The sequence below is a fragment of the Paenibacillus sp. L3-i20 genome (genome assembly GCF_022180385.2).
Lineage (GTDB): Bacteria > Bacillota > Bacilli > Paenibacillales > Paenibacillaceae > Pristimantibacillus.
The window spans coordinates 1,111,260-1,124,084 of the sequence record NZ_BQME02000001.1 but is presented as its reverse complement, the minus strand read 5'-3'; the positions used below and the strand labels follow the sequence as shown (position 1 = coordinate 1,124,084).

At 43.8% G+C, this 12,825-nt stretch carries 8 protein-coding genes; all 8 read left to right on the top strand.

What is annotated here, in order from left to right; all coding sequences use genetic code 11:
- Positions 1 to 522: 522 nt before the first annotated feature.
- The 8 genes from ppc to glmS all read left to right on the top strand — a co-directional run bounded on the left by ppc (position 523) and on the right by glmS (position 12,489).
- Positions 523 to 3,327, top strand: a complete 2,805-nt coding sequence (gene ppc, locus MFF31_RS05290) for a phosphoenolpyruvate carboxylase (RefSeq protein WP_238187061.1) — start codon at positions 523 to 525, stop codon at positions 3,325 to 3,327.
- A gap of 201 nt (positions 3,328 to 3,528) precedes the next feature.
- Positions 3,529 to 4,581, top strand: a complete 1,053-nt coding sequence (locus tag MFF31_RS05285) for a S1C family serine protease (protein ID WP_238187060.1) — start codon at positions 3,529 to 3,531, stop codon at positions 4,579 to 4,581.
- Between the two features lie 228 nt (positions 4,582 to 4,809).
- Positions 4,810 to 5,376 (top strand): RNA polymerase sigma factor SigW, encoded by a 567-nt coding sequence (gene sigW / locus MFF31_RS05280; protein WP_238187059.1) that lies wholly within the window; start codon positions 4,810 to 4,812, stop codon positions 5,374 to 5,376.
- 122 nt (positions 5,377 to 5,498) lie between these two features.
- Positions 5,499 to 6,140 (top strand): zf-HC2 domain-containing protein, encoded by a 642-nt coding sequence (locus tag MFF31_RS05275; RefSeq protein ID WP_238187058.1) that lies wholly within the window; start codon positions 5,499 to 5,501, stop codon positions 6,138 to 6,140.
- Between the two features lie 171 nt (positions 6,141 to 6,311).
- Positions 6,312 to 7,145, top strand: a complete 834-nt coding sequence (gene cdaA, locus MFF31_RS05270; protein WP_238187057.1) for a diadenylate cyclase CdaA — start codon at positions 6,312 to 6,314, stop codon at positions 7,143 to 7,145.
- Between the two features lies 1 nt (position 7,146).
- Positions 7,147 to 8,649 carry a CdaR family protein gene (locus MFF31_RS05265; RefSeq protein WP_238187056.1) on the top strand — a complete coding sequence of 501 codons (1,503 nt, stop codon included), beginning with the start codon at positions 7,147 to 7,149 and terminating at the stop codon, positions 8,647 to 8,649.
- A 57-nt stretch (positions 8,650 to 8,706) separates the two neighbouring features.
- On the top strand, positions 8,707 to 10,047 hold the full coding sequence (gene glmM / locus MFF31_RS05260; RefSeq protein ID WP_238187055.1) for a phosphoglucosamine mutase: 1,341 nt from the start codon (positions 8,707 to 8,709) through the stop codon (positions 10,045 to 10,047).
- Positions 10,048 to 10,656: 609 nt separating this feature from the next.
- Positions 10,657 to 12,489 carry a glutamine--fructose-6-phosphate transaminase (isomerizing) gene (gene glmS, locus MFF31_RS05255; RefSeq protein WP_238187054.1) on the top strand — a complete coding sequence of 611 codons (1,833 nt, stop codon included), beginning with the start codon at positions 10,657 to 10,659 and terminating at the stop codon, positions 12,487 to 12,489.
- Positions 12,490 to 12,825 lie beyond the last annotated feature (336 nt).

The window sequence follows — 12,825 nt, the reverse complement described above, 5'->3', positions numbered from 1 at the left end:
TTTCAATCTTTTTTCATAGCTGTTTTCGATGAGCTTTATTTGAACAAGACCAGTACAAGTCTAATTAATCTCATTCATTCAATAATAAAACAAAGAATGTTCCAGCTAACACAGACACATTTTTTGAAAGAAAGATATTGTTACTTTAGCTCATCAATTTCTACGTACATCTCTCGTTTTAGCTGACTTGCTAATTCTTCATTTTCCATAATGAAATTAGGTTCTCTCTTGTAGTAATTAATGATACAAATAGTTAATCATAACTCCTAAATTAAATGAGATAACGATACATGCAATACTTTGATCGATACGATCATTTTTAGAATTAAAATAGTCAGAATAATGTGAAGTATCGCACTGCAGGGCTTCAACGTGGTGGCTTTTTGTAGTATGATGGTAGGAGTGATTACGCCATTAACTGAAACTGAGAGTAACCTTACAAAGTTGAATTAGGCATATGCGTGAAGGATTAGCGGATGCTTTCAAAGTGAGTTTGCTGTACAGATCTGTAGGAGGAACGGTATGTCAGAACAATCTGTTTCATTAACAGCTGCTAGTCGAACAGGATCAAACAATTTGCTTAGACGAGATGTGCGTTTCCTAGGAAACATTTTAGGTGAAGTGTTGGTCCATCAGGGTGGACGCGAGCTGCTTGAAATTGTAGAACAAATTCGTGAACAGAGCAAGGCGTTGCGGGCTGAATTTGTGCCTGAATTATTCGAACAATTTAAGTCTACGGTATCATCTTTAAACCCTGATATTCGTCATCAAGTTATTCGTGCATTCGCGCTTTATTTCCAATTGGTTAACATTGCAGAGCAGAACCATCGGATTCGGCGGAAGCGGGATTACGAGGTTTCAACTGGTGAGGCTATTCAGCGTGGTTCGATCGAAAGCGCAATTCAAGATTTGAAGGAACGCCGAATCGATATTAATGATGTTCAAGACATTCTAGGCGGTATTTCGCTTGAGCTCGTTATGACTGCGCATCCAACGGAAGCAACACGCCGTGCGGTACTTGATATTCATAAAAGGATTGCAGAAGATGTTATGCTGCTCGACAACCCTACACTTACGTATCGTGAACGCGAGAAGTTGAAGGAAAAATTGATGAACGAAGTACTTATTCTTTGGCAGACGGATGAGCTTCGCGACCGGAAACCGACTGTTATCGACGAAGTTCGAAACGGCTTATATTATTTCGATGAAACTTTGTTTGAAGTATTGCCTAATGTCTATGAAGAGCTTGAGCGTTGCTTGAACAAATATTACCCGGCAGAGCACTGGCATGTGCCTGATTATCTTCGCTTTGGCTCATGGATTGGCGGTGACCGTGATGGTAATCCATCCGTTAAAGCTAATGTAACATGGGAAACGCTACAGCTTCATCGTCAACTAGCTTTGCGTAAATATGAAGAGAAGCTAAATGGTTTGATGGATCTGCTCAGCTTTAGTACTAATCTCGTTACTGTATCGGATGAATTGATTGAATCCATCCGTATAGATCGTGAGCATGTAGAGCTTAAGTGTGTGGAGCTATGGCGCAACACGAAGGAACCATACCGGATTAAGCTTGGATTTATGCTAGAGAAGCTTGCGAATACGCGCGATGAATCGCTTAAGGGCACACCGATGCGTTATAACAATCCGAATGAGCTGCGTGATGACTTGTTAGTTATTGATCGCAGTCTTCGCCATCACTATGCCAATTATGTAGCAGATACAGATTTGGCTAAGCTCGTTCGTCAGGTGGAGTTGTTCGGCTTCCATCTGATGGCGTTAGATATTCGCCAGCATAGTAAGGAACATGAGAATGCGATGGCTGAAATTTTGGCCAAAATGCATATTGTCGAAGATTATGCGTCTTTATCTGAGCCAGAGAAAACGGAGCTGCTTCACAAACTTCTTAATGATCCTCGTCCACTTACGTCGAGTCATTTGGATTACTCAGAAGCGACGCGTGAATGTTTGGATGTGTATCATACAATTTATCGTGCCCAAGGGGAGTTTGGCGAAAATTGTATTAACAGCTACCTGATTAGTATGACGCAAGCTGCAAGCGACTTGCTGGAAGTAATGGTATTCGCCAAAGAAGTAGGATTATTCCGCCAAGAAGCGAGTGGTACTGTTCGTTGCACGCTTCAATCTGTTCCGTTATTCGAAACAATTGACGATCTTCATGCAGCGCCCGGTATTATGACGGAGCTATTCGAGCTTCCTGTCTACCGCAAAGCTGTCGAAGCAAGAGGTGACTTGCATGAAATTATGCTTGGTTATTCCGACAGCAACAAAGACGGCGGTGTTGTGACTGCAAACTGGGAGCTGCGTGTAGCACTTAAGGAGATTACAGCTGCAGCTAAAGCATACGGTGTGAAGCTGAAGTTTTTCCATGGCCGCGGCGGAGCACTAGGTCGTGGCGGTATGCCGCTGAATCGTAGTATTCTTGCGCAGCCACCGCATACAATTGGCGGGGGAATCAAGATTACAGAGCAAGGTGAAGTACTTTCCTCTCGTTATTCCATGCAAGGTATTGCGTACCGCAGCTTGGAACAAGCGACATGGGCTCTTATTACCGCAGCTCGTATGGCAAAATATCCAGAGCAGGAGTCCGCATCGGAGGCAGAGTGGGATGCAATTGCACGTTCCATCTCAGAGACGGCACTGAATAAATATCAAGATTTAATCTTCCGTGATCCGGACTTTTTACAGTTCTTTAGAGAATCAACGCCGCTGCCTGAAGTTGGTGAGCTTAATATCGGCTCGCGTCCTTCAAAACGGAAAAATAGTGATCGCTTTGAAGATTTGCGAGCAATACCATGGGTATTCGCTTGGACACAAAGCCGCTATTTGCTTCCAGCATGGTATGCAGCTGGTACAGCACTTCAGCAGTACGTATTGGATCAGCCGGAGAAGATGGATACACTGAAAACGATGTATGAGCATTTCCCATTCTTTAGGTCGTTAATTGATAACCTGCAGATGGCGCTTGCCAAATCAGATTTGATCATCGCTAAGGAATATGCGACTATGATCAAGGATCAAAGCATCCGTGATCGAATCTTCTCACAGATTGAAGAAGAATATGCTTTAACATCGAAATTGATTTTGGATATTACGGGTCAAGAAGAAATTTTGGATAATGTACCAGTCATCCAAGAATCGATTCGCCTGCGGAATCCTTACGTCGATCCGCTCAGCTATATGCAAGTACAGTTGCTTACTGAGCTTCGTGAGCTTCGTGACAATGACCAAGATGATCCTGAGCTGCTTCGTGAGGTGCTGCTTACAATCAATGGTATTGCTGCGGGTCTTCGTAACACGGGCTAATAAACGAATTATCGATAGAAATAGGTCAGCCATGGATAATAATCCGCGGCTGACTTTTTTATTTGCATTTTTTCTCGAAAAATAACATTGTCTGCTTGTTTTATGTTTCTTTTACCCCAGCTTAAGTTTACTTTAAGGTACAGGCCCCATTATAGAGATATCAAATACATGACTTGATCATGCATGAGAGGATGTTGACAAATGAGCAACAACACACATGACTTTGGAACAGGAAATACACAAGAAGGCACGAATAGGAGCCAGCTACCGGCAGCACCGCAGTTCGAAGCTTATTATAAAGAAGTGGGGCAATCACGTCCTAAACGACCTAAAAGTAACCCACTAATCCCGATGTTTGCAGCATTTTTAACGGGGGCTCTCGTAATCGGAGGAGTAGCTTATACTGCGGACCGAGGCAACCTGTTCACGGGAGGCGTTAAGGAAGAACGTGCGGCAAGTGGAAGCTTGGCAAATGGTGTAGCAGGCAAGGATGCAGGGCTAACAACAGCTTCACTGAGCACAAGTGAAGATATTGCAACCATTTATGAAGAGGCTAGTCCAGCAGTCGTTAAAATTGAAAATTATAAGGAACCGCAGCAGCCTACCATGATGGGTGATGAGTGGCTACGTCACTTTATGGGAGGTCAAGGAGCTGAGAGTGGACGTAATGGAAATGAAGGGCAGCAAAGTGCTACTGGTGAGTTAGCGTTAAAGGGTGCAGGTACGGGATTCTTTTTTGACAAAGAAGGATACATTCTGACCAATGAACATGTTATCTCTGGTGCGTCTGAGGTAAGAGTTACAGTGAGTGGAAGTGGCGAGCCGCTTGTAGCACAGGTGCTTGGAACAAGCAAAGAGCTCGATTTAGCTGTACTGAAAGTGGCTAATGCGGATGGTAAAGACTTCCCTGCACTTAAGTTAGGCAACTCCAACGATACGAATATCGGTGATTGGGTAATCGCTATTGGTAACCCATACGGCTTCGATCAGTCGCTAACGATGGGTGTGCTGAGTGCGAAGGAACGACCGATTACGATTCAAGATGAACAAGGCGTGGAACGTTCCTTTGAACATTTGCTTCAGACAGATGCAGCTATAAACCCTGGTAACTCTGGCGGTCCGCTGCTTAATGCTGAAGGCGAGGTAATTGGGATCAATACCGCTGTTAACGCACAGGCACAAGGCATGGGGTTTGCAATTCCAACGACAACAATCGAAAAAGTACTTGATGGGCTGAAGTCGAACACCCTTTAATCGATGGGGAAATGATAGAAAAAAAAGGATTTGAACCTCTTTAGAGGATCAGATCCTTTTTTTGTGTAAAAATAACTTCTATTATTAAAGACTTCTTGCTCATTGTTCTTGCTTTTTAGGTGAAGGTCGATTACCATTTTTTTATGTAGCTTTTTACATGATTATTATTGTCGCAGATACGGCGATTATATATAGAAGGATGATAGGAACGTTTGGAGGAGTAAAAAAGTGAACGTGGTGGAGAACGGGCTTGCTCGATTAGCTCTTAAGGGCGATCAAGGGGCATTTGCTAAGCTGGTAGACATATATCAAGACAAGCTCTTTCATATGGCTTACCGAATGTTGAACAATCGACAGGAAGCAGAGGATGTCGTACAAGACACCTTTCTTCGAGTACACAAAAATTTAGACCGCTTTGATGAAGCATTGAAGTTTTCAACTTGGATTTACCGCATAGCTACGAATTTATGTATTGATCGTCTGAGGAAACGAAAACCAACGTATTCTCTTGATGCAGAATCTAATGATTATGATGGATTAGACGGTTATTCGATGATTCCAAGTGATAATCGGACTCCAGAGTCGGAGCTCATTCTTTCGGATACGCAGCGTATTATTCATCAAGCAATGGAATCGCTGCCCCCAAAATATAAAACCGTAATGATGCTTAGATACATACAGGACATGTCGTTACAAGAGGTTGGGGACATCTTAGATATGCCCGTGACGACGATTAAGACGCGTGTTCATCGCGGACGTGAGTTTTTGCGCAAGAAGTTGGAGCACCGTTTATAAAGGTCCAACAGTTGATTTAAAAAATTTGAAACATCCCTCATTCTATTACGTATCCTACTATTACGTACCCCAAAACGAGAATAATGCGAACGCACAAGCAACGGAAGAAAGGAATGGCTGCTATGGAATGTAAAGTCGCCATCGTCAAGATTCATGATTATCTAGACGGCGAGCTGCCACGTGAAGAAATATCTACATTACAAACGCATATGAACGCCTGCCCTGCTTGCCGCATTCGATTTGAACAGCTCGAGAAGACAGACGCTGCGGCGTTCGTCGCCTTAGAAGCGGTCAAGCCAACCGCGCGTTTTGACACTGCGGCTTCCCAGCAATTGAAGGAACGTATTATGTCGCAGCTACCGAAACAAAAGAGTAAAGAACGGAGTTCATTTGTTCGTTTCCTCTATCGCTATCCTGGTATAACAGCTGCAGCAGTATTCCTGCTCGTTATGATGGGCAGCTTCTTCGCTTCATGGGAAGAGGATGCCAAGATGATTGTATCTGGCGAGGATTTGCAGCATGTTGTTATTAACGGCGATACGGTCATCGTGCCAGCAGGAGTAGAGATCGTTGGTAATTTGACAGTTGAGAATGGAAAGCTTGAAGTACAAGGCTCCGTAGACGGTGATGTTACAGTCATCGATGGTACGATGGTTCTTGCTTCGACAGGTCATATTGCAGGGCAAAGTCGAACGATTGATCAAGCGCTCGATTGGTTCTGGTACAAGGTGACATCCACTTTCGGCGGTGTAGTTTCACAATAATCATAGCTGCTTCCCTCCCAAAGGGAAGCATTTTTTTTACTTTTTCTCAGCTTCTTAACTTTTTCTTAAAATATTTTTAAAATAAAGGATTTCCAATCCCATTTATAGAAAATAATAAAGTTGAAATGCGATTATAGAGATAGTACGTGATCTGCAGTTGGGGGTTGGCGCATGAGTTATTTTACAGATTCGACTTGGCAAGATTGGTTAAAGGATATTATTGATGTCGGTATCGTAAGTTATATTATTTACAAAATGATTCTGTTAGTGCGGGGCACGCGTGCGGTACAGCTGCTTAAAGGTATTTTCGTGCTGGTTGCAACTTGGGCTATTAGTACGTGGTTTAATTTATATACGCTCAAATGGCTTATGAATCAAATGTTCACATTTGGTATTGTAACGGTACTTATTATTTTCCAGCCTGAGCTTAGGCGTGTACTGGAACAATTGGGCCGTGGCAATCTGTTTTCTCGTACCTACTCACAAGAAAGAAATGCCGTTAGCGAGCAAATCGAGGAGGTTATTCGCGCGGTTCAAAATATGTCTAAGCGTAAAGTCGGCGCACTAATTGTGTTTGAGCGCAAGACTGGAATTACTGAACTGATCGAGTCTGGTATTGCGATGGAATCTCGGATTACGTCCGAACTGCTCATTAATATTTTCACACCAAATTCGCCGCTCCACGATGGAGCAGTTATTATAAGAAGTAATCAAATCATGGCAGCTGGCTGCTATTTGCCGCTCTCAGAAAATCCATTTATCAGCAAGGAGCTAGGAACTCGTCATCGTGCGGCAATTGGTGTTAGTGAGGTTAGTGATGCATTGTCGGTTGTTGTGTCTGAAGAGACAGGACAAGTATCCTTATCCATTAATGGCATGATCGTAAGAGATATTAACGAAGAATCGCTTATTTCCAAATTATTTGAAGAGCTGACTCTCAAAAGTAGTGGAAATGGCAAAGTCAAAAGCTCAAAGATTGCGTTTTGGAAGCGGAAGGGAGAATGACATGGATAAATGGCTGAGTCATCCTACTGCGCTAAAAATCATATCCGTCATTCTTGGATTGCTTCTATGGGCAGTTGTACATATTGATCCGCAAACATCACCACAGCAAATAACGTCAAATATTGATACGAAGGTTATCGAAGCTGCAACAATTGTTCCAATAGGACTTGATGAAAAAAAGTATGTGCTGACGGCTATGGAGCCAACAGTGGCACGTATTGTCGTGGAAGGTCGAATAACAAACTTATATGCAGCAACGAATGAAGATTATGTTGTAAATGTTGATTTAACTAACGCAAGAGCAGGTATACAAGTGATTCCACTTACTGTGAAGATGCCAAGAGGCATTAAAGAGGTCGAATTGTCTCCAAGGAAAGTGACTGTGCGATTAGAAGAAATCGTGAGCAAATCGTTTGACGTGCAGGTCATAACAGAGGGTAAGCCGGCACCGGGATATGTACTTGGAACGCCAGAGATTTTATCCGAGAACAGTGATGTTGTACAGGTGACATTGCCTAAGGATGATATGCTGAAGGTCGGTGTTGTGGCAGTTAAAGTAAATGTCGAAGGCGAAAATAAAACAATGTTGAACAAAAAGGCGAAAATAGTCGTCTATGATACTGAGGGGCAAGAAATTGAAAATGCGAAGGTAGAACCTTCGACTCTGCAGGTGGAGACGAAGATTACACTTCCATTCAAGCAAGTACCGCTGCAAGTAAGGTACACGGGTAGTTTGCCGCAAAATTTGGGTCTCGTCTCAGTGACGCCGGTGACGGATGAAGTTACTGTCTATGCTGAGCAAAATATATTGGACAACCTCCAAATCTTTGACGGGGTTGTACTTGATCTAACGAAAGTGAAGCAGTCGGGTAGGTTCAAGGTGAAGGCAAGTCCTATTGATGGCATTCAATCTGTAGCACCTGATGAAATTGAATTGGATGTCGTTGTGGAGACTGCTACTACACGAGTGTTGAAAGGTATTCCTATTCTCATAAATGGAACCACCGGAGGAATGAGCGCTCAAGTAGTGACTCCCGACACTGGAACGTTGGATCTTGAGATTAGTGGTGCATCGGCTGCTCTAGCCAAAGTGAAACTTACCGATATCACTATTGTTGCTCAAGTTGCGGGACTCGCAGCAGGTACGCATACAGTTCCTTTAGAACTGGAGCTGCCTCCACATGTTCAGCCGGTATTAACCGGTGGACAACCATTAACTGTTACGGTTGAAATAAAAGATGACTCTACTTCTACGGAGCAAGGCAATGGCGGAGAGGATACTGGGGTGGGCGGTACACCAACACCAACACCAACACCAACAGATCCTCCTGAAGGCAATACGGAACAAGGCGAGGGATCTGGCAACAACGGTGGGGCGTCGAATGGAGCTGAGAATGCGACTCCTAGCCCAAGCAATCAGAGCGGGAATGCAAGAAACAGCTCGTATCGTAACAATGCAATAACCATTTATGACATTAGGAATATGTTATATCCAATCATCTAATGCACTTATTTAATCAATCAATTTTTAACTATTTATATTAAAAGGGGATAATCGATTATGGGGAAATATTTCGGTACGGACGGTGTCCGTGGTGTTGCAAATAAGGAGCTTACGCCTGAGCTAGCATACAAAATTGGTCGCGCAGGAGGGTATGTACTAACTAGATCAGCAAGCAAGCCGAAAGTTGTTATCGGACTGGACACTCGTATATCAGGTCCAATGCTAGAAGCTTCGCTAATTGCTGGACTGCTATCAATTGGTGCAAGCGTTGTACGTCTTGGCGTAGTATCTACACCAGCTGTAGCTTATTTGACTAGAGAACTAGGGGCTGACGCAGGCGTCATGATATCAGCTTCTCACAACCCAGTTGAAGATAACGGCATTAAGTTCTTTGCCGGAGATGGATTCAAGCTATCTGATGATACAGAGCTTGAGATTGAAGCTCTTATTGATGCAGAAATAGACGAGTTGCCACGTCCAGTAGGCGGAGATATCGGTGTTGTATCGAGCTTTGCGGATGCGAAGAAGAAGTACTTAGACTATCTAAAAACAACAATTACTGGTCAATTTAGCGGTTTGAAAATCGTCTTGGATTGCGCGAACGGATCTGCTTATGAGCTTGCTCCGACAGTGTTCCGTGAGTTAGGCGCTGACATCATTACGGTAGGCGCTGAGCCGGACGGACGCAATATTAACGCTGGTGTGGGCTCTACACATCCAGAATATCTTCGCGAGAAGGTGTTGGAGCATGGCGCAGATTTGGGATTAAGCTTTGATGGCGATGCAGATCGTTTGATTGCGATAGATGAAAATGGTGAAGAGGTGGATGGAGACTTCATCCTCTGCATTATTGGTGACCGTATGAAGCGGGAAGGCAAGCTGAACCATGATACCGTTGTAACAACGGTTATGGCGAATATCGGCTTCTTTAAAGGTACGGAGAAGATTGGTTTGAAGACAGCACAAACAGCAGTAGGTGACCGTTACGTAATGGAAGAAATGCGTCGTGGCGGCTATAACCTGGGCGGAGAACAATCCGGACATGTTATTTTCCTAGACCATATTACGACTGGTGATGGCATATTGTCAGCGCTGCAACTCGTGGAAACTGTTGCTTTGTCAGGTAAGAAGCTGGGTGAGCTGAAGAAATTGATGCGCAAATACCCGCAAAAGCTTGTTAACGTTCGTGTAGCAGACAAAAGTTTGTATAACGGCAATGCAGCAATTGAACAGGCTGTTAAGCAAGTGGAAGAGGAGCTTGGCGATAACGGTCGTGTACTTGTACGTCCTTCCGGCACAGAATCTCTTATTCGCGTAATGGCAGAGGGACCAGAAAAAGAGCAAGTAGAAGCGTACGTAGATCAGATTGCTGCTGTAGTTAAACATGAACTAGGTTAATGGTAGGCGAGGTTAACTAATGAAATGGCTATACAGAGTGCTGTCATTCTGTATAGCTTTTTTTGCGTTATTTCGTACATACTTTGTTGATTTATGAGGGAATCTAACAAAATAGTTATCACATAAATCAAATTTCAACCATTTGTCCAAAGAGGTTGCATCGAGGGGTGAAAATGAATATGATAGGACATAGCATTCAAGAAGGAAAGCGAGGATAGAGGTTATACGAGATTCAAAAAGCGCCAGAGCTTGCGTGATGAATGGATGAATAGCAGCTTCTAATGTAGGGCTATTATTTGACATTCATACGGGAAGCTGACGAGGTGAAGGTGTTCGAAACATTCGGCGGGGACCTTCCGGTATTTAGCAAGCCATCCGTAAGCCGTTACGTAAATTGGTTGGGTGACCGATCGGACAATCGTACGGCAGGCTTCTGCAAAAGAATAACTCCCATATGTCCACGATGTCGCCTGAGGGGTTGGCACGGGGAGAAGGGTTACGTTTTTCGCAATAATAAGAATCATGTGACAACTTCATATTTGCTTGTGCTGCGCAGAGCTGACATTCGTATGGACGGGAAATACACCGTTGACGGAGGTCTATTACATTATGTGTGGAATTGTAGGATATATTGGTAAACGCGACTCACAGGACATTTTGCTAGAAGGATTGAAGAAGCTTGAGTACCGGGGATATGACTCCGCTGGTATTGCTGTATTTACAAATGATGGTCTTGAAGTTACGAAGTCTAAGGGGCGTCTTGCTGTACTTGCAGATAAGCTTAAAGATGAGCCGCTTACTGGTTTTGTCGGAATCGGTCATACACGCTGGGCAACACATGGCAAGCCATCTGACGTCAATTCGCATCCTCATACGGATAATTCAGCTAAGTTTTCGGTTGTACACAACGGTATTATCGAAAATTACTTGGATCTGAAGGATGAGCTTATCGCAAAAGGTCGTGTAATCGTATCGGAAACAGACACGGAGATCATCGCGCATCTTGTCGCTGACGAATACGACGGAGATATTGTCAAAGCTGTTCAAAAAGCTGTAAAACGTATGCGTGGTGCATTCGCACTTGGCGTATTGACGGAATACGAGCCAGAACGACTCGTAGCAGTACGTTTCGCTAGCCCGCTTGTTATCGGTGTTGGCGATGGTGAGAACTTTATTGGGTCGGATATTCCCGCTATTTTGGAGCACACGCGGGATGTGTATATATTGGACGACGGCGAAATGGCAGTCTTGACACGTAATGGTGTCGAACTAATGACGACCGACGGCGAAATTATTTCCAAGGAAATATTCCATGTCGATTGGGATCTAGTGACAGCAGAGAAGGCCGGATTTGATCATTTTATGCTGAAAGAAATTTACGAACAGCCGAAAGCTTATCGTGAAACGATGCTTGGACGCATCGCTGACGATGGGAAATCTGTAAAATTGAAGGAACTTACGATGACGGACGACTATATCCAGTCGATTCGTAAGGTGCATATTGTCGCATGTGGTACGGCGTATCATGCCGGACTTGTCGGCAAGTCGGTAATTGAATCATTGGCACGGATTCCAGTCGAAAATGATGTCGCTTCGGAGTACCGTTATCGTTCACCGATTATTACTCCGGATACACTTGTTATCGTTGTAAGCCAATCAGGTGAAACAGCAGATACGTTAGCAGCACTTCGTGAAGCAAGACGAAACGGCGCTCGCGTACTAGCGATCACAAATGTTGTCGGAAGCTCCGTAGCTCGTGAAGCTGATGATGTACTCGTTACTTGGGCAGGCCCAGAAATTGCTGTCGCTTCGACCAAGGCTTATACGTCGCAACTGATTGCGTTCTACTTGTTAGGCATGCATCTTGCACGTGTATTAGGCACACAAGAACAGTCGGCAGTAGAAGAGATGGTAGCTGGTCTTCTAGCGTTGCCTGAGCAAGTTGAAAGTATTTTGGAGCAATCCGCTGTACTTAAGCAAGTTGCAGAATCAATCTCACATCATAAGAGTTTGTTCTTCATTGGACGCGGCGTTGATTATGCAGTCGTTCAGGAAGGCTCGCTTAAGTTGAAAGAAATTTCGTATATCCATTCTGAAGCTTATGCAGCTGGGGAATTGAAACATGGCACATTGGCGCTTATCGAAGAAGGCGTGCCTGTTATTGCGCTAGTGACGCAGGAGGCGCTGTATGAGAAAACACTTAGCAACATTAAAGAAGTGAAGGCACGTGGCGCTCACGTCCTTGCAATCACTAACAACGGTTTAGAGGTTGAGGTTGCAAAGTCCGTCGACGAAATCTTCGCAATTCCGAAGACGTTGCCGATCCTCTCGCCAGCTCTTGCTGTCGTGCCGCTACAATTGCTGTCATACTACGCTTCACTGGCGCTAGGACACGATGTGGATAAGCCGAGGAACTTGGCGAAGAGTGTGACTGTGGAGTAGGGGATAGATGCGTTAGTGTTAGATTGTTCGGTGACATTAAAGTTGTTGACTAGACATTATAGTTGTTGATTTAACAATATAGTATGTGATTTTACATTATAGTTTGTGATCATGTTCTACTGAGCATGTCCAAAGCTGTAGTATAGAACCATTGATAAGTACTTCCTAACCGATTAAAGAGTCCCGATGATCAAGTATAAATCATCGGGATTTATTTTTAATTATATGGTTATCGACTTTGTAATGGCTGTCAGAAGAAAATAAAGTTCTAGATTGAAAAATAAAGTATTAGACTGTCAATGCTTTATCCTAACGGGCAGATATCTTTAACTATAA

Coding starts and splice junctions, on each gene's coding strand:
- ppc (WP_238187061.1), top strand. CDS start 523: ATGTCAGAACAATCTGTTTCATTAACAGCTGCTAGTCGAACAGGATCA.
- MFF31_RS05285 (WP_238187060.1), top strand. CDS start 3,529: ATGAGCAACAACACACATGACTTTGGAACAGGAAATACACAAGAAGGC.
- cdaA (WP_238187057.1), top strand. CDS start 6,312: ATGAGTTATTTTACAGATTCGACTTGGCAAGATTGGTTAAAGGATATT.
- glmM (WP_238187055.1), top strand. CDS start 8,707: ATGGGGAAATATTTCGGTACGGACGGTGTCCGTGGTGTTGCAAATAAG.
- glmS (WP_238187054.1), top strand. CDS start 10,657: ATGTGTGGAATTGTAGGATATATTGGTAAACGCGACTCACAGGACATT.
- MFF31_RS05275 (WP_238187058.1), top strand. CDS start 5,499: ATGGAATGTAAAGTCGCCATCGTCAAGATTCATGATTATCTAGACGGC.
- MFF31_RS05265 (WP_238187056.1), top strand. CDS start 7,147: ATGGATAAATGGCTGAGTCATCCTACTGCGCTAAAAATCATATCCGTC.